19 protein-coding genes are annotated in these 19,855 nt (G+C 46.8%); 7 read left to right on the top strand and 12 right to left on the bottom strand.

Annotated features, from left to right (window positions below):
- Nucleotides 1–79 precede the first annotated feature (79 nt).
- From NC994_RS25235 to NC994_RS25210, 6 genes are all read right to left on the bottom strand, one after another.
- Nucleotides 80–808 carry a hypothetical protein gene (locus NC994_RS25235; protein WP_190433250.1) on the bottom strand — a complete coding sequence of 243 codons (729 nt, stop codon included), beginning with the start codon at nucleotides 806–808 and terminating at the stop codon, nucleotides 80–82.
- A 349-nt stretch (nucleotides 809–1,157) separates the two neighbouring features.
- A complete protein-coding gene (locus tag NC994_RS25230; RefSeq protein WP_190433249.1) occupies nucleotides 1,158–1,469 on the bottom strand; it encodes a hypothetical protein in 312 nt (103 codons plus the stop codon).
- 219 nt (nucleotides 1,470–1,688) lie between these two features.
- Nucleotides 1,689–3,116 carry a sulfite exporter TauE/SafE family protein gene (locus NC994_RS25225; protein WP_190433248.1) on the bottom strand — a complete coding sequence of 476 codons (1,428 nt, stop codon included), beginning with the start codon at nucleotides 3,114–3,116 and terminating at the stop codon, nucleotides 1,689–1,691.
- Nucleotides 3,113–4,528, bottom strand: coding sequence for a tetratricopeptide repeat protein (locus tag NC994_RS25220; protein ID WP_190433247.1), 1,416 nt, complete (start codon nucleotides 4,526–4,528; stop codon nucleotides 3,113–3,115). Before NC994_RS25220 ends, NC994_RS25225 begins: the two co-directional genes overlap by 4 nt.
- A 192-nt stretch (nucleotides 4,529–4,720) precedes the next feature.
- Entirely contained in the window at nucleotides 4,721–6,040 is a 1,320-nt protein-coding gene (locus tag NC994_RS25215) for a DUF4331 domain-containing protein (RefSeq protein WP_190433246.1), read from the bottom strand.
- A 322-nt stretch (nucleotides 6,041–6,362) separates the two neighbouring features.
- Nucleotides 6,363–7,100 carry a DVUA0089 family protein gene (locus tag NC994_RS25210; protein ID WP_190433245.1) on the bottom strand — a complete coding sequence of 246 codons (738 nt, stop codon included), beginning with the start codon at nucleotides 7,098–7,100 and terminating at the stop codon, nucleotides 6,363–6,365.
- Between the two features lie 480 nt (nucleotides 7,101–7,580).
- On the opposite strand from NC994_RS25210, the gene NC994_RS25205 reads away from it, so the two are divergent.
- On the top strand, nucleotides 7,581–9,395 hold the full coding sequence (locus tag NC994_RS25205) for an ABC transporter ATP-binding protein (protein ID WP_199299493.1): 1,815 nt from the start codon (nucleotides 7,581–7,583) through the stop codon (nucleotides 9,393–9,395).
- Between the two features lie 116 nt (nucleotides 9,396–9,511).
- Here the strand turns inward: NC994_RS25205 and NC994_RS25200 are convergent, their stop codons facing one another.
- Nucleotides 9,512–9,994, bottom strand: a complete 483-nt coding sequence (locus tag NC994_RS25200; RefSeq protein WP_190433254.1) for a pentapeptide repeat-containing protein — start codon at nucleotides 9,992–9,994, stop codon at nucleotides 9,512–9,514.
- Nucleotides 9,995–10,135: 141 nt separating this feature from the next.
- Between NC994_RS25200 and NC994_RS25195 the strand changes: the two genes are divergently transcribed.
- The gene (locus NC994_RS25195) at nucleotides 10,136–10,534 is read left to right on the top strand and encodes a DUF4112 domain-containing protein (protein ID WP_190411506.1); all 399 of its coding nucleotides are present in this window, start codon (nucleotides 10,136–10,138) and stop codon (nucleotides 10,532–10,534) included.
- A gap of 52 nt (nucleotides 10,535–10,586) precedes the next feature.
- Here NC994_RS25195 and NC994_RS25190 read toward each other — a convergent pair whose 3' ends face one another.
- Nucleotides 10,587–11,006 (bottom strand): peptidylprolyl isomerase, encoded by a 420-nt coding sequence (locus tag NC994_RS25190; protein WP_190411505.1) that lies wholly within the window; start codon nucleotides 11,004–11,006, stop codon nucleotides 10,587–10,589.
- A gap of 267 nt (nucleotides 11,007–11,273) precedes the next feature.
- Here NC994_RS25190 and NC994_RS25185 point away from each other — a divergent pair, with 267 nt between their 5' ends.
- A complete protein-coding gene (locus NC994_RS25185; RefSeq protein WP_190433244.1) occupies nucleotides 11,274–11,831 on the top strand; it encodes a Uma2 family endonuclease in 558 nt (185 codons plus the stop codon).
- A 21-nt stretch (nucleotides 11,832–11,852) separates the two neighbouring features.
- Here NC994_RS25185 and NC994_RS25180 read toward each other — a convergent pair whose 3' ends face one another.
- On the bottom strand, nucleotides 11,853–12,812 hold the full coding sequence (locus NC994_RS25180; RefSeq protein WP_190433253.1) for a site-specific DNA-methyltransferase: 960 nt from the start codon (nucleotides 12,810–12,812) through the stop codon (nucleotides 11,853–11,855).
- A 126-nt stretch (nucleotides 12,813–12,938) separates the two neighbouring features.
- Between NC994_RS25180 and NC994_RS25175 the strand changes: the two genes are divergently transcribed.
- On the top strand, nucleotides 12,939–13,391 hold the full coding sequence (locus tag NC994_RS25175) for a hypothetical protein (protein ID WP_190429359.1): 453 nt from the start codon (nucleotides 12,939–12,941) through the stop codon (nucleotides 13,389–13,391).
- Nucleotides 13,392–13,421: 30 nt separating this feature from the next.
- On the opposite strand, the gene NC994_RS25170 is transcribed toward NC994_RS25175, so the two are convergent.
- Nucleotides 13,422–14,048, bottom strand: a complete 627-nt coding sequence (locus NC994_RS25170) for a TenA family transcriptional regulator (protein ID WP_190429358.1) — start codon at nucleotides 14,046–14,048, stop codon at nucleotides 13,422–13,424.
- A gap of 268 nt (nucleotides 14,049–14,316) precedes the next feature.
- Between NC994_RS25170 and NC994_RS25165 the strand changes: the two genes are divergently transcribed.
- A complete protein-coding gene (locus NC994_RS25165; RefSeq protein ID WP_190433243.1) occupies nucleotides 14,317–17,481 on the top strand; it encodes an MFS transporter in 3,165 nt (1,054 codons plus the stop codon).
- Between the two features lie 106 nt (nucleotides 17,482–17,587).
- Here NC994_RS25165 and NC994_RS25160 read toward each other — a convergent pair whose 3' ends face one another.
- Together NC994_RS25160 and NC994_RS25155 are read right to left on the bottom strand one after the other, a co-directional pair.
- Nucleotides 17,588–17,869, bottom strand: coding sequence for a hypothetical protein (locus NC994_RS25160; protein WP_190429356.1), 282 nt, complete (start codon nucleotides 17,867–17,869; stop codon nucleotides 17,588–17,590).
- A 30-nt stretch (nucleotides 17,870–17,899) separates the two neighbouring features.
- Complete coding sequence (locus tag NC994_RS25155; RefSeq protein ID WP_277878365.1) at nucleotides 17,900–18,025, bottom strand: hypothetical protein; 126 nt, start codon at nucleotides 18,023–18,025, stop codon at nucleotides 17,900–17,902.
- Between the two features lie 57 nt (nucleotides 18,026–18,082).
- On the opposite strand from NC994_RS25155, the gene NC994_RS25150 reads away from it, so the two are divergent.
- Both NC994_RS25150 and NC994_RS25145 read left to right on the top strand, forming a co-directional pair.
- Nucleotides 18,083–18,640, top strand: a complete 558-nt coding sequence (locus tag NC994_RS25150) for a Uma2 family endonuclease (RefSeq protein WP_190433241.1) — start codon at nucleotides 18,083–18,085, stop codon at nucleotides 18,638–18,640.
- Between the two features lie 43 nt (nucleotides 18,641–18,683).
- The gene (locus tag NC994_RS25145; RefSeq protein ID WP_190433251.1) at nucleotides 18,684–19,808 is read left to right on the top strand and encodes a THUMP domain-containing protein; all 1,125 of its coding nucleotides are present in this window, start codon (nucleotides 18,684–18,686) and stop codon (nucleotides 19,806–19,808) included.
- The last annotated feature ends 47 nt before the right edge of the window (nucleotides 19,809–19,855 follow it).

Below are 19,855 nucleotides of genomic sequence, written 5' to 3'. Positions count from 1 at the left end.
TCAGAGGAGCTTACCTCACTTTGCCTTTCTCTGCACTTGCGAAAGTGCCGACCCCAGAGCAGAAGCAGGATTAGGGGGATTAGGTCAGCGATTGGTCAGAAATTTGGGGATGCTTCCAATAAGACAGTAACCTCAGGGGGTTTAAAACCTTATCCAAGACCGAACTACTGTCGATGCTGAAACTTACTGGTTCATCTTTACTCGCTTCATAGATGGCTTCTGGATCGAAACCTTCCCAATCCGAACCCGGTGCCCCACCCTCACCTTCGCTACCCAAACCAGCCTCTTGGTTCAACACTTGGTAGGCGCTCAGTACCTCTGGCGGTAAGGTATCGGGTGCGCTGTCTTCCATCGCCGACCTGAGAATTATTTGTAGGGCTTGCCGCGCTTCCTCAGTGTTGGCAATGCGATCGGCATACTCATCGACTAACCGATCAACTGGATCTTCGTCGTTCACGTCAAAGGACACCGAAGAACTTGTCAATTCTTCATCACCCCAAGGCTTGCTGGGCCAGTGCAGTCCGATGAGTAAGGGACGAAATTCCGGTCGCGCCTGTTTGATTTTTTCAATATCAGCCGTTTGCCCTGCCATTGCGCCAATCCAGTCGTTGTACTGAGATCGCGCTGCGGGAACGTCACCCAACCACCCGTGGCTCATGATGAATACATCTGTGATTGGTTCGCTAGCCAGCGCTTCCAAGATTTTTTGGCTCATTAACCCGCCAGATTCATTGCGTTCTTTGCCTGTGGCATCAAAGGATAGCAGGTAATACTTTAAAGAAGTTCCGGCTACTGTTTCGATTGGCATCTATAAATTCCATTCATCAAATATTTCTATCCAAAGCTTGATGTCAATAGCCAAGAACGAACACCGCTTGTAAAAAAACTTTGCAAAGCCTTGCTCAGGTAGTACCTATTTCAGTTAGGGTCAGTTCACTGGGAAAGTGGTTTTTCAACTGACTGATAGTGCAGCTTGCCCCAAACCACCTCCGCTCAGGGCAGGTAACTCAGCAAGAACGTCGTATCGCTAACCTATGTCGTTAGTTTATGTCTGACACATATCCATATACTGCCCCCTTTTTAACCGGATTGGGGACTCGTAAATGTGGCATCAAAGCAGTGAATTGGTATTATTCAACAATTCAAGTTCTTGACGGTTACTGCTGAGGATTACTGGCTGAAGAAGCTCTACAGGGTTTGCCAGTCGAGTCAACAAAGTAGCAATTTCCAGCCCCAAAATTACTACTTAAAGGAGCATTAGAATTTTCAGGGGCTTGAATGCATAATTTACCGAGATCCACCCTTCTACCATCTTCAGTTTGTAGATAGCAAACTGGAATATCTATATTTGAAGCTGGCACGACTGGATATGGAGAATCTGGCTGTAAAGGAAGGCTCAAAGCTATACCCGGAAACAATGAACTGAGAGCAGTAGATACGGTAACTGTTAAACGAAAGTACCTAAACATTGGGTTTTCTTAAGGTTTAATGGTTGATTGAATGAGTGAATTTTTAAATTAAAAACAACTAAAAAATTTTAGGCAATCGGGGATTTACAATTGCTTATTACTGTTGCCAATATTTCATAATTCAATTTAAATTGCCATACCTACTTAGCGGGATAAATGTCAATTTTTTAGAGAACGGGTTCGGCAAGCGATGCAAAGCGATCGCTAACACGCTACGATTTATAGCCGCACCAACCCGGTTTGCATCAAGGCTTGGGTGGTGATGCCTACACCCAGGAGGGCAATCACTAATGCACTCACCGCAGGCAAAATCCTCACAATCCGCATTTGAATCGGTAGCCGATCGAAGAAACGCTTGCTGTAAACGAGTAGCAATCCCAACCCAGTTAGCACCCCTGCGAGTCCTAAACTAAATGTCAACACCAGCATCAGTCCAAAGCCGATCCGTCCCAGTGCGATCGCGCTTAGCAGCAAAACCAAGGCTGAAGGACACGGCACCAAACCGCCTGAAATACCTAGGGCAAGCAGGTTACGCCAGGTAACGGGCGATCCATCCGCACCTGGGGGTAAGTGCGAGTGGTTGTGGTGAGAATGTTCGCCGTGGTGATGAGGTTCGTGAGGGTGATGGTGGTGATGAGGTTCGTGGTGATGAGAATCGTCGTGGTGATGATCGTGGTGATGAGGTTCGTGGCTGTGATGACGGTGGGAATGGCTCTGGGAAGCTGAAAAGCTAAGATGCTGATGTGCCGTCGCTGATTTGCCGCTTTTATGACTCCGCAGGCGGTTGATGAACAAGTTGAGACCGATCGCTACCACCATCAAACCGGAGAGGACACTGAGCCAGGGATATAACTGATCGGGCAGGATGTACTGTGAGGCGAACAGCGCGATCGCTCCCAAGGCAAACACGCCGGTAGTATGGGCGATTGTCGTCGCTAACCCTAAAAATAGGGCGTGTTTGGGGGTAGCATGGGAACCTACCAAGTACGCTCCCACAATCGTCTTGCCGTGACCCGGAGAGAGGGCGTGCATTGCACCCCACGCAAACGACCCAGCGATCGCAATCAGCAAGCTTCCCCCGTTAAGCCACGCCAACCCAGGCGGCATTAATGAAAATGTCTGGTTTGTGGGGCTGAAAATAAAGTTTTGCACCTGTCCGGAATGCAGAATCGTTGCAAGGCAAGTGGCGGTTGGCACTCCAGGCAGAAATAGATTGTAGTGGATCTGGAGTCCTTGAACCGGCTGAGACCAGTTGTAGGTGAGCTGTAAGCTGCTGTGGGTGCCCGTAGTAACTTTCAAGTTTGGCGGTAGGGCGCTGGTCTCGGATGCATTAATGGTTAGGGTAGCTTTTTGCTTCTGGTTATCGCTGAGGCGGATGCGATCGCTTAAGAATGTCTGCAACTGAGTTTGATGAGTGCGGACTTCATCGGGTGACAGCTGACTATCCTGGTTGTCGTCTGCAAATGCCATCAACCCTGTGGGAAAGGTAAGCGTCATTTGAGTTTCAGTCTCGCCCACCATAATCTCAGCGACTGATAAATCAGCCCAGTGAGAGTAACTGGGGGTAGCAGCAGCGAACCAAAGTAATATCGCTCCCAAAAACGACAGCAGGCTCAGCGTGCCGTATCGACGCCACTTTGCGTTCATTCATTCACCTCGGTTGCAGAATTTGAGTTAAGTGTTTGCGATCGCTGTGTCTGTTCGTCAAAAGTCGGGTCGATTTCTTCAGCTTTTTGGAAATAAGCGATCGCCTCAGCGCGATTCCCCAATGCCTGCTCAATCGTGCCCGCGCGAGCAAAAATTCCCGCATCACGAGTACCTCGCCCTAGCGCTTCGGCAACGACCTGCTGAGCTTCCCGCCAGCGTTCCGCACGGTAAAGCGCCCAAGCTAGAGTATCCAGTGTCTCTGCATCGCGGCGGATAGCGACTTCTGCCTGCATTAGGGAAAGCGCTTCGGGCAAGTCCTCGGAACGCCCCCGTTCTAGCAAAAGGCGTGCCAGTTCGCGCCGGTGTCCAAAAGAAGTGATATTTTGATGCTGGCGGATTAACGCTTCGGCTTTGTCCCATAACTCCTGAGCGCCTGACTGGTCGCCCTGCAAATGCTTCACCCGTGCCATGCCCTGCAAGGCAACGTGATCGAACACATTCTGGTAGGTTGGGGAAACAAAGACCTGGGAGTAATGACGCTCCGCGGCTCGATACTGTCCGAGTCGAGTCTCTAATTCTGCCAGATTGACTAATGCCAAGGGATATCGCGGCAGGATGCGTAAAACTTCCTGGTAAAGTTCCTTGGCAAGTTGATGGTTGCCCCGCTGGAAGTAAAACCGACCCAGCAATGTCCGCGTCCAAGCCGAACTGCCTGTCTCGCCCGGTTCTTCAGCTGCTAGAGCTTGCTGGAAATCTTGAATGGCTGCTGCATCTTGACCTTGTGCAACTTTTACCAAAGCCCTAAGTGTCAAGGAGCCTAACGTGGGAATTTTATCTACTAAAGCATTCGCGACGCGATTGGCTTCATCCACCTTGCCCATTGCCAAGTTTGATGTAACCAGCAGCGAGAGTGCATCTTCATTTCCAGACTCGGTTTGCAGTACCTGTTTTGCCAAGCGAATCGCTTCTGTGAAGTCATGTTTCGCTTCCGCAATCCGAGCCAGCACCAAAATAGCACCTTGATTATCAAAGGATAAATTAGCGAGCGATCGCTTTGCCGACTGCTCCGCCATGAGATACCAATTAGCATCCCCCGTCGCCCGAGCCATCTTCAGATAGGCTTTGGCTAAGGCGGTTCGATCTAATCCGTCCCCTGGATTTCGCCGAATCCGTTCCTGATAGAAAGCGATTTCCCGTCCCAAAGCAGTGGTGATATTGTCTGAGGGTGACTGAGAAAAGGGATAACGATAAGGAGCGTCGAGTTCAGCACTGGGATTCCACAAACGCCAGCCTACCAAAACTCCGGCAATCGGTAGCGCCACTAAGAGCGGTATCCACCAACGCTTCAGCACAAGATGCCCACTCAACCCACCTTTCAAGTTTTCGGATTTGTAATACTCAGCACGTTTCATGCTTCTGTCTCTAAGCTCGGTTAACCTCTCCCCCAACCCATCCCTTAGTAGGGGACGGGTTTTCAGTGATTCCCCCTCCCCCGTAAAAAAGATTGATTGGGCTTCCCTCTCCTCTTGGGAGAGGGTTAGGGAGAGGTGAGAAGGAGGTTAGATTTTCATCACTGATAATGTACGCAGTTCATCACTCCTGACCTAGTTGGGGAGAGCCAAATAGGGGAATGCGGGTTGTAACGGCTTGTGTCCTTGTGCTGGATTACCCGGTGCGCCTTCGTAGGACACGTTATCACTCGTAACCTTCCCCCCGGTGACGACACTTAAGGTGATGTCGATGACATCATCTTTTATCAAGCGACCCCGAATCGGGCTACCTTTAGCATTCAGGGCGTTGGCGTATCCGCTGGGTCCCCTGGTGTCGATTCGCATCACGTCTGGTAAAAAGGCACCCAACAAGGCGTTCGCTCGTTGCTCGGTATTCCCAAAAGCTAGCAGCGTCTTTTTCACTTCCCCGACGATTGGCCCAGCGATATTCGCTGCCGGTTGTTGACCCGCCAGAGCAGAAGCTTCAAAACCAGGACTGACGGTGTTTAGGGCGTTCAGGAAGTCGTTTGTGACGACTAGACCCTCGTTGATCGCCGGTCGAGCCAGCCGCTCAAACTGAGTAAATTTGCCGTTTGCTCCAGGGACTGAAATGGTTTCCCAGACATCAAAAGTCGTTGCGGAGGTCGAGCCTTGTAAGAATTTAATCGGTACCCGGACTGCGATCGCGTTGACGTTGTAGCCTTTGGTAAAGTCAATAGCCTGTTCGGGCGGACGGAACCCAGAAACTGCGGGACCGATGCCGAGAAAAGCAGCCCGAACCCGAAAATATTGCTCAACGTCGAAGAAGAATGGATCTTCTCGGAGTCCCGCAAATACGGCTAAGTTAGCGCCACCGCCGGATACCTGATTAACGATTGGCGGCGCACTGGGGTTGGGATTCAGCGGCGTGGTGCGGAGGTTCTTGGTTTGGAGAACAATTGCACCGTCCCGGATAGCGGTCATCGTAATGGTTTGTTGGCGATTCGCATCCGGTGGGCTAAAGGTGAATTGCAGAACCACATCTTCCTTACCCGTGGGAGTGGCGTCATTATTCCCCACTCGCGACACTTTGAACTCGTACTTCGCTCTGGTGCTGAAGTAATATTGCTGACGCGCTAGCGATCGCGGGTTCGTATTCATAATCAAGACCAGGTCGTTTTGAGACGCATTCGGGTTCTGATCTTTTTCCCGGAATACAAACAGGTCAGTTAAATTAAGATTACGTCCCTTAGCATCTACCTCACCATCATCATGGTCAGAAGCTTTGAGATAGAGAGGTGTCATCCCAGCGAACAAAGCTAATCCTATAACAAGTACGCCCAATCCGATTGGGTTTCTTAAACCAAAGCGACGCGAAGGTTTTTTACGGGAAGTCGCAATTTTGTTGAGAGGAGCCGCAGTTTCTTTCACAGGAACACAAGTTTTTTGCTTCATTTCAGTTTTTCCTAAAGATGTATCCATTCAGTCACTGCTTGGTGCGGAATGGGAATGTTGAGGTTCTTTTGAATCGCTTGGATTAAAAGAAGTACGACTCAGAGCTGTTTATGGATTCTTCCGAAAGTTAAAAATTGATTTTTAACTTGTTTGGCGATTTCATTTCCACTAGATATTCGCTTTTTCCCTAACCTCTGCATTGAGGAAATCGCAATTATCAAAAATACAGGGATAAAACAAATTACTGTTGTTTTATTGGCGTCCCACGAATAAAGGCGCGATTGCACCTTTCCTCAATAACCAACTAGAGAATGCTGGAAACTCAGTTAGTGAATTTTTGCTTCTTTCTGTTGTTTTTTAGCTGAGAAACTGCGCCTAAAGTACCCAAAGCTAAAATGCCTAATGTTGCAGACGGTTCGGGAATGCTTGCAGTGCTACTTTCAGCGCTAGTTGTAACTCCGGTTAGTGCGATCGCGTAGCTTCCACTGGTAGCGCTCGTACCTGTAAAGCCACTCAAGGATAAATTCCCGCCCGAACCCGTCGGTTCTAGAACTCCATCCGCTCCAGCCGAGAAAATTTTCCCGGATGCACTTACAGGATCGTAACCAGAGCTGGCAATGGCTAAATAGTAAATACCAGATTGAGCGGGAGAAAACCCACCTGAGGATAAAACTGATTGTGAATTTAAGCCAGGAATATCATCATTCCCATAAATGCCCTTACCAGCCGCATCAAACAAGAATAACTGCGGATCTTCAAGCAGCTCGGTCGGGGTACCTAAAACATTATCAACTGGGAGTCCTACCAGCGTATCCAGGCTAATTGTTGTCGCCGAGAATGTCTGTCCTCCGGTCAGAAAAATCTGGAATAAGTCAGCATCATTATCAGAAAGTGTCCCAGTAATAACCTCTAGTATTTGCGACCCTGATGGGATAATTTTTGCTGTATTTAGAGTCTTCCCAGCATCACTTTTCTCTGTGAATGTGGCAGCTTGGGCATGAGCTGATGATAACCCTGTAACCAGTACCGATATGGCGGTTATCTGCGCTAGTTTTTTCATTGGCGGCTTCTACCTCAGTGGAATCGGAAGGATTCCCTTTTTGATTTCTTGACTAAAAAAGATACGGCGATGGATTGGTTATGGATTGTTTTACAGCTCAATATATGTCTCAAGATAGAGAATGAAACTAGAAGCGCGAGTCAAAGAAAAGCAAAATCCAGCAAGCATTTCTTGTTCTTGGTTCTGAAAAACGCCGTGAAATTCCGCTTGAGCCTGTAACTTGACTCATCTGTAAATTTGCTTTAAAAATCTATCTCGTGATAGATACAAACAAATAAGTGGGTAGCAAGATTAGTGAAAAATGGGGAACACATTTGCCCAATTGAAAAGAAAGCGATCGCAAGTGCAACACTCACATCACCCGCCGTTGCATAACACCAATCGGGCGATCGCGCCTACTAAAAAAGAGTCGTGGGATGTCAGATGGATAATTGTTACAGTGGTTAAAATCTGGTGTAACTATCGTCGCGTACTCTCATTTTGTCCCGTAAAAAATCCCGCAATCAAATCCAAAGCAGGCAAAAGGCGCATCCCCTCAAGCGTCTGATTGACTATGGACGCAACTATCGTGCCCAAATTTGGCAGGCGACTGTTTGCTCAATTCTCAATAAAATTTTTGACTTAGCCCCACCCGCCTTGATCGGTGCAGCGGTGGATGTGGTGGTGAAGCAACAAGACTCGCTAATTGCACAATTTGGCGTCAAAGATGTTTTTTGGCAACTCCTGATCCTAAGCTTCCTCAGCTTCATTATCTGGGGACTGGAATCTATCTTTGAGTACGCCTATGCCCTGCTTTGGCGCAATCTAGCCCAGAATATTGAACACGACTTGCGCCTCGATGCCTACAGCCATATCCAAGAGCTGGAACTGGCTTATTTTGAAGAGCGCAGCACTGGCGGTTTGATGTCTATCCTGAATGACGATATCAATCAGCTGGAACGCTTTTTGGATCGAGGAGCGAATGAAATCCTCCAAGTAGCGACGACGGTTGTAATTATTGGCGGTGCCTTCTTTATTCTGGCTCCCAGTGTGGCTTGGATGGCGATGCTGCCGATGCCGTTTATTCTGTGGGGTTCGATTGTCTTTCAACATCGCCTTGCCCCCCGCTATGCTGAGATTCGGGAAAAAGTCAGTCTGCTCAACAGTCGCCTCTCGAATAATTTGAGCGGAATGACGACGATTAAAAGCTTTGTCACGGAAGACTATGAAGCGAGCAGGATGGCAGTCGAAAGTGAGGCTTATCGACAAAGTAACCGGAGAGCGATCGCGCTTTCATCCGCTTTTGTCCCCTTGATTCGCATCATTATTTTAGTCGGATTCACGGCAACACTGTTAATCGGCGGTATGGACGCCGCTGCTGGCAGATTGTCTGTGGGTACTTACAGTGTATTGGTATTCCTAACCCAGCGGTTGCTTTGGCCTTTGACGAGATTGGGCGAAACGCTCGATCAATATCAACGGGCAATGGCTTCTACAAATCGGGTGATGAATCTGCTGGATACACCGATTGCGATTCATTCGGGACACATTTCCTTACCCGTCGCTTCAGTGCGGGGTGAAATGGAATTAAAAGATGTCACTTTTGCCTACAATGGGCGAAATCCAGTCATTCAAAATCTCTCTTTACACATTCCCGCAGGTAAAACAATCGCCATTGTCGGTTCTACTGGTTCGGGCAAGAGTACCTTAGTGAAACTGTTGCTGAGGTTGTACGAAATTCAGTCGGGAACGGTGACATTGGATGGGATTGAATTACGCGATTTGAAATTAAGAGATTTGCGTTCCTGTATTGGTTTAGTCAGTCAGGATGTCTTCTTATTTCACGGCACGGTGAAAGAAAATATCGCCTACGGCAGTCCTGATGCAACTGAAGCTGAGGCAATCGAAGCGGCTAAAATTGCCGAGGCTCAAGACTTTATCATGCAACTTCCCCAAGGCTACGACACGATTGTAGGCGAGCGGGGACAAAAGTTGTCAGGTGGGCAAAGACAGCGGATTGCGATCGCGCGTGCCGTTTTGAAAGATCCGCCGATTCTGATTCTGGATGAAGCCACCTCCGCCGTAGACAATGAGACAGAAGCAGCCATTCAGCGATCGCTAGAACGAATTACCGTCAATCGCACCACGATAGCGATCGCTCATCGCCTCTCCACCGTCCGCAATGCTGATTGTATCTATGTGATGGAACAAGGCTTCTTAGTAGAGCAAGGACGACACGAACAACTATTAGAAGACCAAGGAATTTATGCCAGCCTTTGGAAAGTGCAGACAGGCATCAAAAACGGCAAAAATTAGCAATTAGATTTAAAATAAATGGCACTAAATTAAGCTGTCTGCTGGGTTTCACTATCGTTCAACCCAACGCTCTACAGCGGTTGCTAAACATCCAAAACTCGGATGAGCCGCCGATGCTAATTAAACCTAGCACTGAGACTTTTTAGGTTTCTGCGCTGCTGCTCCGTTAACCCAATTCCTTTTCCAAAATTGCAATCTTCTACCACCGCACCTGACCATATTGTCTCATTAAGAGTTGCACCCCTCAAATCCGCATTTCTCAAATCTGCTCCAGTGAAATTGGCAAATAAAAGGTCGGCTTCTAATAAACTACTTCCCCTCAAATTTGCCCCCGATAAATCACCCCGGATAAAGTTAACGCCATCTAACTTCAAGTTAGATAAATCCGCTCCCCTAAGATTCGGGAATTTCACGCGACTTGTATCTCTAAAAAAATGCATTACGCAAGCTACATTTGCTTCTGTTAATGGCATTTTAGTTAAAAAATCAGCATAACGCGCTATCCCCAAGTCTTTGAGACTCTGCAAACGTTTTTGGGGATTTTGTGCCAGAAATTGAGTGCAAATAAAAAGAAGGTCTTGCGTTGGGGAGTTCAGCATGGCTTCAGATAAAGGAATCTTAAAATTAAACATCTCTGACTTTAGGCAGACAGTTCCACTAACTTTAGGATGATTCCAGAAAAGAAATTTTCCTTCTCACGGTATAAGATGCAGCGGATTCCTCGTGCAAAAATTAGAAATATGAACACACTTGAACGTCTCGAAAATCTCAACCACATCCGCAGACTTAGCCGCCTGATGGATAATGCAATCCGAATCCCAGGCATCGGCTTTCGTATTGGTTTAGACCCAATTATTGGTCTGATTCCAGGTGCCGGAGATATCATCAGCACCGGGTTTTCGGCTTACATCATCTATTTAGCCGCCCGCTTCGGCTTACCGCGTGAAATCCTACAAAAGATGATATTTAATATTGCCTTAGAAGCCACAGTCGGCTCGGTGCCTTTGGTGGGAGACTTGTTCGATGCATACTACAAGTCAAATATCCGTAACTTGGCGCTTTTAGAGCAACATCTTCAGGTGGCTGAACCCGAACTGAATGAAGTGACCCCTCTTCAGACTGTAACGAGCATCAATTGATAGTAACGCCGCCGGAAGGAAGCACTTCCTTCCGGCTAAAAAGCCATTTAGGCTATCGTTCAATCTTCACAGAAAGAATCTTATCTCCCTGACGAATAGCATTGACTACATTCATGTCTTCAGTTTTACCAAAAACTGTGTGTTGTCCGTCTAAATGGGGTTGAGGAGCGTGACAGATAAAGAATTGACTCCCACCCGTATTGCGCCCTGCATGAGCCATTGATAGACTTCCTGCCTGATGCTTATTGGGGTTAATTTCACAGTTGATTTTGTAACCTGGACCACCTGTTCCCGTTCCCTGCGGACAGCCGCCCTGAATCATAAAGTTAGGGATGACTCGGTGGAAATTAAGACCGTCGTAAAACCCTTTTTCAGATAAGTCAACAAAATTTTTCACCGTGTTCGGTGCATCTTTGTCAAACAGCTCCAAATTGATTGTGCCTTTGTCGGTTTCCATAATCGCGCGAGTCATAGTTTCTCCTTTTCTAATCCCTTCGGATGATTGATTGATGTGGCTAGGAATATGCCACAAACAAACTATAGTAGAACAAAAACACTCTATCTTTACTTTATCTAATTTTAAAACTGTAATCCTTTGACGCTGCTACAGATTTACTGTTCTGACGCATCTAGCTCGAAGCATATAGCACAAGTGGTACGCTCTATGCGAGCGTCACCTAGCCATCAAACGCTTTTGTATAATAAGTTTATTTATCACCTGCTTAGGTAGCTTAGGGTCATGGTAGGCACTGGAACCAAGCTCACACTACAAGACTTTCTGGCTTTGCCAGAAGGGGATGTAATCTATGAATTTATAGATGGTCAGGTAGTGCCTAAAGTGTCTCCAAAATACTTTCATTCAACTGTACAGTTTGCTTTGATGGTTCTGATTCGTGCCTGGTGCAAAGGGCGTGGACGAGTTGTTCAAGAGTGGGCGGTGCTGTTGAAACGGAATGGTCAGGATTGGGCACCTGTACCTGATGTAACGTACATCTCTTATGAACGGCTACCCGCTAGTTGGAAGCGTAACGAAGCCTGTCCTGTGGCTCCTGAACTGGCAATTGAGATAATGTCTCCAGACCAAACTATAAAAGAATTTGAAGACAAGGCTAAGGACTACTTTGATACTGGTGTGCTACGAGTTTGGATTGTAGATCCTGAAGCCATAAGTATTAGAGTCTTTTCTCCAGATAAAACAAGTCAACTCTACACTGATAGCGCACCAATTATAGATTCATTATTTCCTGGATTGGAAATCACACCAAAACAGGTTTTTGAAGAAGCAGAAGTACTTTAATTTTAAGTAGCGATCGCTAAACTAAGAAATATTGCTTATTTCGGGCTTTGCCACCAGTTTTTTAAATAGCGCTGAAGCTGCCTCAATACTTTGGTTATCCTCTAAAAATCTGAAAGCAGAAGCAGCTAAATAAGACGGATTTTGCTCAAAAGCAATCCAACGCCGTCGCAAAGCCTCAGCCGCCGCGCCAGTCGTATTCGATCCAGCAAAAATATCGAGGACTGTATCTCCTGGATCGGTGAGGAAGTTAATAAAAAACCTCGGCAGTTTTTGCGGAAACCGCGCCGGATGTGCAGCAATTCCAACGGCTTTGCAAAGTTGAATGTATCGAGAATTGCTTTCACTATTAGGAATTTGCAACAAGTTGGAGGGAATGGCACCGCCGTTATTAGTAGCAAAACCCGATCCAATATCGTGGCCTGAAGGACGTGCTTTAGGTTTATAGTATTTTTCAGGATTCTCGTGTAGCTTTTTCATTCGTTCCGAATAAGGAACAAGTACGTTACTCACATTCGCTTTAGGATAGTCAGTTTTTGATAGCCACCAGACAGTATTGACAGAATCCTTCGCGCGGAGCTTACGTTTATTCACCCATTCAATCGGCGAAGGTAACTTAGAAGGGTTGTGCCAAAAAAACTCCTCAGCTAAGCGAAAATCTAGCTCATCGCAGAGTTTAATTAAAATCCGGTAATTGTAGAGCGATCGCACTGGACGTTTACTTTGATAAGCACCACCCAGATCGATGACAAAACTTCCCTGCGGTGATAATACGCGATGCACTTTTCGACAGAAGGCAAATAGCCAATCGATATAGGCTTCTTGCTCAACATTTCCATAACTCTTTTCGCGTAGCAAAGCAAATGGAGGAGAGGTCATTACTAGATCGATTGAGTCAGATTCAAGGCAATCTAGCAATTCAAGCGAGTTACCAATATAGGCAGCGCCGTAATTTGTAGCGTACAAAGGTTTCTTTAGATTCATCGCTGCCATTTTTCACGAATACTTTCAAAACAAATTGTATAATTAAATCAATTATCAGCAAATACAAGCTCTTTATAGCTTGTATTACGTTATAAATAACATAGGCGTAAAGTAAGAGGTCACAATATGAACAGAGATAATCCAAAAAAGGGAAATAATCAGGAGAAAAATATTGCCTCTCCTTCACCTAGCGAACCAAAACAGGTTCCTCACACGATTGATATAGATGGGAAGCGTCCAATCGCGCCAGATAATATTCAGATTGAAGACACTCTTGACGTAGATGGACACCGACCGATTACCTCTAGTAATCTTCAGTTTGAGGACACCCTTGACGTAGATGGACACCGACCGATTGATCCAAGCGATATTCAGGTTCGTGAAACCGTGGACATTGATGGAAAGCGCCCAATTACTTCAAATGATTTCCAAGTTCAGGGAACTGTTGACGTAGATGGGCACCGTCCAATCGGCTCTAGCAATCTTCAGATTGATGAGACAATGCATATAGCTGGAAACCGCCCAGTTGCTTCAAATAATCCGGACGCTCTTGATATTACAAACGATTACATGGATTAGCCTTTATAGGCTTATTTTTACCCTTTTCATCTACGGTGCTGCATTAAAAGCCATCTGCCAGAAATCCTGCTCTAATTCAGCCACCTTTAAAAAGGCTTCTTCGGCTTGATGCTGAACGGTTTCCGATGCAGTTTGCAGCACTTCATCTGCTTGCTGTTCCAAGAGTTTTACATATTCCGTAAAACCTGGATTTCCCCAGCGGTCGGCAAACTCAGCATAGGGATCTGGCATGACTCCTGGTAATTGCCAACCTTGATTGTAAGCAAGCTCAATTGCCCATAGTGCAGTCGCTTGAACTGGGTGTGGCATTGCCGAAAGACTGTGCATATAATCACAGTATTTTGTGCAAGTTGGTTGTTTTTGGGTATTGAGATTCAATTGTCGCTCAGAGGCTTTTGCTTTGAACCAGTTGAGTTCATCTTTCAGTGCGACTAATCCACCCAGAATGACATCAAAATGAGCGGGCGGCGCAACTGCCAAAATTTGTGCCACCATCCGCGTGAACTCTACTACAAAAAGATAATCTTGTACCAGCCAGGTGTTAAATTGCTGCGGCTGAATAGTTCCTAATTTGCACTGCACTAGGAAAGGATGCACCGTTGCTTGGTGCCAAACTTGAGTATGTTTTTGAAGAAGTTGTTGACAGCTTAAGGTCATCTCTATTTTAGATTGTGGATTAGCAGTTGATTGAGATGTTGAGTATTAATACTTAAGTTTAGTGGGTTTTAGCGATCGCCTTCTTGTTTAATTTCTTAACTTTACTCAGAGCTAATTTTCAGACTTTAGAGAGAGTTATTCTCCAAAGCTTTTTATCCACATTGAGTATAGAGGATTAGGATAGAACGTTACAAAAATATACACAAAAGTGTACTCAGAACGCAACCTCTCATAGAGGTAGTCTTTCGACTTTGAAGGCGTAAATACCATGTTTCAAAGTGTAAAAATGATGCTGGATTTGTCCAGCACACAATTTTGTCTTGCCAAAATTCCAGTTGCTGCGACTGGGACTCAAGCCGCGAATACTCCCATAAAAGAGGCAACACTTGTTTTTTCAAGCCCGCAGTTTTTTGTTGCCTTGATTGCCGGAGTATTGATGGCGTTTGCTTTCCAATTTTTGTTAACCAATTTCTCAATTGCTGCTGGGATTTCATCCGCAGAGAATCCCTTAGATGCGGATGATGATGATACAGAGACTTGGGGCGAAAAAGTTCGTAGCATTGAATCTAAGGTAGGAATTTGGACATTATTGACGGTCAATATTGCCATATTCATTGCTTGTTTTCTGGCGGTGAAGCTGACTCTGATTAGCAGCGTCATTTTGGGTGCAATCACTGGCGTCGTGATTTGGTCAGCTTATTTTTTGCTGCTCCTTTGGGTGAGTTCTACGGCGGTGGGTTCCTTAGTTGGTTCGGTCGTGAACACTGCGGGTTCAGGGATGCAAGGGGTGATGGCTACAGCCAGCACTGCGCTTGGTGGGAGTGCGATAAATAGGCAGATTGTTTCTACTGCTGAAGCATCCGCCGCCGCCGTTCGCCGGGAATTGAGTTCGTCTCTCGATCCGGATAGCTTGCGAGAAACAATTAAGGATTACTTTACAGATTTGCAACTGCCAAAGCTAGACATCAATAAGGTTCGCAGCGACTTAGAAAAGTTACTTAGCGATGTTGATGTGAAATCTATGGCGGGGAATGACGTTTTACGCAATGTCAATCGCCAGACTTTTGTGGATCTAGTGAGTAGCCGCAGTGATTTCTCTAAACAGGATGTTAATCGGATTGCGGAGCAATTGGAAGTTGTTTGGCAGAAGATATTAGGTCAACAACAGGGAACAGAAAAACCAACGGAAACAGATCCGCAGGTTGAATTACTCAACTTTCTGAAACAAGCCGCTCCAGAGGAGTTGAAATCTAATGAGCTTGCTGCCAAGCTTTCTCAACTTGTTGGAGTTGCACAAGGCAAATCAGAGCGCAGTCATGGCAATGGCAATGGCTTGATGGAACACTCGATGCAGTTGGGTGTAACTGCTTTACTCGGAGAAGTCATGAAGCGGACGGATCTCTCCGATTTAGATGTGGAAAAAATTTCCAGCCAGTTGCAACATTTGAAAGAGCAAGCAACTGAACAAGCTAAAACGGTTGGGACAAAAGTTGCCGATAAGGTGCCTGCGCCATCTTTTAGCACGATTAAGGCAGATGTAGAAAACTACCTGCTAAATTCCAAACCTTGGCACTTGAACCGAGAAACGATTAAGCAGGAATTTAGAGAAGTTATTTACGATTCGGATGCAGCTCCTGGAAAAGTTCGGCAGCAGATAGAGCAATTGAATCGGGACTATTTTGTGAGGGTGCTGGAAGCACGGGGTACTTTCACCTCGGAGCAAGTCGCGGATATTGCCGAGCAGATGGATAGTATTCGGCAAGAAGTTTTTGAAACTGTCCAGGGTGCGGAATCTCAAGAACAGTCGCAAGACCTTCGCGATCGCGTCGAACATTATCTGCACTCGACGGGTAAGGAAGAACTGAACCCAGAAGGCATTGAGCGCGATTTCAAAGCACTTCTAGAAGATCCAGATGCTGGGATTGATGCTTTAAGCGATCGCCTCTCGCAATTTGACCGCGATACTTTAGTGCAACTCCTCTCTCAACGGGAAGACTTGAGTCAAGAGGAAGCCGATCAACTAATCGGTCAGTTGGAAAGTACGCGCGATCGCGTCTTGTCTCAAGCTCAAGAATTGCAAGACCGCGCCAAATCTGAAGCGGAAGGACTGTGGCAAAGGGTAGAATCCTATCTGCGCGAGACTCACAAAGAAGAACTGAATCCTGAAGACATCAAGCGAGAGTTGCAAACGCTTCTCAATGACCCTCAGGCAGGAGTTGCCGCACTCCGGACGCGACTTTCTCATTTTGACCGCGATACGCTGGTGCAGTTGCTTAAGGGACGCGGCGATCTGAGCGAAGAACAGATTGATGGAACAATCCATCAGATCGAATCAGTGCGAGAGAGTATTCTGCACGCACCGCAACAATTAGCCGGTCAAGCAAAGGATCGCTACGACCAAGTGACGAACCAGATTGCTGAGTATCTGCGAAACACCAACCTGGAAGAACTCGATCCGCAAGGCATCCAGCAGGATTTGGCAAAACTCCTGAATGACCCGAAAGAGGGAAGTTTGGCCCTGAGAGAACGGCTGTCTCACGTCGATCGGGAAACCTTGGTGAAGCTGTTGAGTCAACGAGAAGACTTGAGCGAAGAGCAAGTCAATCGGGCAATCGATCGGGTGCAAGAGGCGATTCACAGCATTGTCAAAGCCCCGCGCCGCTTGGCAACCCGTGCCAGAGACACGGTTCGGAATTTCCAAACCGATTTTGAAGATTACCTGCGGAACACTGACAAAGAAGAACTCAACCCGGAAGGCATCAAACGCGAGTTGCAATTAATGCTCAACGATCCACAAGCCGGGTGGAAGAATATTCGCGATCGCTTCTCTCATTTCGACCGTTCTACCTTTGTTGCACTCCTATCGCAACGGGAGGATATTTCCGAGGAAGAAGCCAACCGGATTGTCGATCAAATCGAATCGGTGCGCCATCAATTTGTCGAACAAGCGCAGAATGCCCAGCATAAAGTGCAATCGGTGCTTGACGGAGTTTTTGGCAAAATTCGCAATTACTTCAACTCCCTGGAGCGTCCAGAACTCAATTACGAGGGTATTAAGCGCGACTTCCGCAAATTGTTCGACGATCCGCAAGCTGGATTTGACGCGATGCGCGATCGCCTCTCGCAATTTGACCGGGACACGTTGGTGGCGCTGTTGAGTTCCCGTGAGGATATTTCCCAAGCGGATGCCAACCGACTCATCGACCAGATTGAAGGGGTGCGCGAGAGTACGATACACCGCGCTGAACGCTTCCAGCAGGAAACGAAACGACGCATCAAAGACCTCAAGCACAAAGCGAAGCAGCAAGCTGAGGAAACCCGAAAATCCGCTGCAACCGCTGCTTGGTGGCTCTTTGGAACCGCGCTAACTTCCGTAGCAACCGCAGCGATCGCTGGAGTCATCGCTGTATCCGGTTTCGCTTTCTTTGGCTAAAGCTTTAACGATTTCCAAGCAAATTAAGCCTCCTGAAAAGGAGGCTTTTTCTTATATTTTGCATCCGGCTCAATACTTTCTCTGGAAAAGCTTGAGATTTCCCAAGTCATCGCCGCCGGTTTGTTCGATTGATCAAACCGAGAGCGGCTGCCAAGAGAGCTGAGCCGATAATTGACCAGATAATCGGGAAGGATTTCCCTCCAATATTGAGGGCAAATATCACCGGAAGATTAAACTCTTTGGCTACCCACAATCCAATGTATGCACCGATAATCCCGACAATTATCGAGAGTAGACAGCCCCCTGCCGAGTAACCCACTAACGCTTGCCCAGTGCCGCCGCAGAATGCAGCAATGACCAACAATACCAGAAACTCGATCGGCGTCATTGTTCCTCCAGTACCGGAGTGATGAAACTGCTAATAGGTTCGCACAACTCGGTGCTTTTTCAGGAAAGTTGTGAATTCAGAGCGATCGCTCTCTAAAATCTCATTCATGGCTTGCTCCGACTCCAGCCAACCGGCAACTTCCAGATTTAAACTCAAGGGGAGCGCTTTTGTACCATAGATTTATTAGCCCATCCACTTGGATAACTTATAGTCATGGTAGGCACCGGAACCAAACTCACATTACAGGAATTTCTAGCTTTACCTGAAGGAGATGTAACCTATGAGTTTGTAGATGGTCAGGCAGTGCCTAAAGTGTCTCCTAAGCTTTTTCATTCTGTACTACAGTCAGCTTTGTGGGTTCTCATTGGTGCCTGGTGTAAAGGACGAGGACGAGTTGTTCAAGAATGGGCAGTGCTGTTGAAACGTCATGGTCAAGACTGGGCACCTATACCCGATTTGACTTACATTTCTTACCAACTCCTACCCGCCAGTTGGAAGCGGAACGAAGCTTGTCCTGTGCCTCCCGAACTGGTAATTGAGATTAGTTCCCCAGACCAAACCCTGAAAGAATTTGAAAATAAAGCGAAAGACTACTTTGACGCTGGTATTTTAAGAGTCTGGGTTGTAGATCCTGAAGCGATGAATATCCGGGTATTTTTCCCAGATGGATCGAGTCAAGTCTACACAGATACGATGCCCATTGTGGATACCCTGCTTCTAGGTTTGGAACTAACACCCAGACAGATTTTTGAACAAGCAGAACTGATTTAATGGTTCCACTGTTACAGATGCTATAGATGCGATCGCTCTCATGATGAATCACTACTTTGCCACAGTTGCCCGTGGTCTAGAACCTATTGCTGCTGCTGAACTGGAACGTTTAGGGGCAAAGGAAGTCCGTCCTGATTTCACTGGAGTGCATTTTGTTGGCGATAAAGCAATGCTATACCGGGTGAATCTCTGGGCAAGGACAATTTTTCGAGTGCTAGTCCCCATCCATGAATTTGCCTGCTTTGACGCCCAGATGCTCTACCGGGAGGTGCAAAAGATCTCCTGGGATGAGTATCTACGCCCCAACAACACCCTGGCTGTGGACTGTACAGGAGGCAATCAAAAACTTAACCACACCCACTTCACGGCTCTACAAGTTAAAAACGCTATCGTAGACCAACAGCGTGACAAATCAGGTCACAGGTCTAGCGTTGACACCGAAAGTCCAGATGTGCGGATTAATGTCCACATCCATCAAGACCGTTGCATTTTAAGTTTAGACAGTTCGGGTACCAGCCTCCACCGCCGGGGATATCGACCTGCAATGGGACTGGCTCCGCTTAAGGAGACTCTGGCGGCTGCTATCCTCGACATGGCAGAGTGGGATGCGAATCTTCCCTTTTTAGACCCGCTCTGTGGCTCTGGAACTCTCCCCTTAGAGGCAGCTTTAAAAGGTTTGAATATTGCCCCCGGATTATTTCGCGAAAATTTTGGCTTTTTCAGCTGGCTGGACTTTGATGAAGCTCTGTGGGAAGAGATATGGGCAGAAGCCGAAAACAGTGAAATCTCAGACTTAAAAGCACCAATTTGGGGGAGCGACAAAGACCCTGATATCCTAAGCCAAGCTCACACGAATGCCCAACGGTGCGGCATTGCAGATAAGCTAACGTTTACGCAAACCGAATTATCCCAATTGGAAGCACCCGCAGACAGCGGCGTTCTCATCTGTAATCCCCCCTACGGAGAACGTCTGGGAGATGAGAGAGAATTGGGCGAACTCTACAAAATGCTCGGTGATGTTTTCAAACAACGCTTCAAAGGTTGGACTGCCTTTGTTTTGACCGGAAACAAAGAGTTATCGAAAAGAGTGGGACTCAAAACATCTCGTCGCATTCCTGTTTATAACGGTTCTTTAGCGTGTACTTTGCTCAAGTACGAATTGTATTAGAAATTAAAGCCAGCGGAGCATCGAAAGCATTCATCTTTCTCCCCGAT

It is taken from the genome of Trichocoleus sp. AS-A1 (genome assembly GCF_039962015.1).
GTDB lineage: Bacteria > Cyanobacteriota > Cyanobacteriia > Cyanobacteriales > FACHB-T130 > FACHB-T130.
This window is presented reverse-complemented; position numbering and strand designations above follow the sequence as displayed.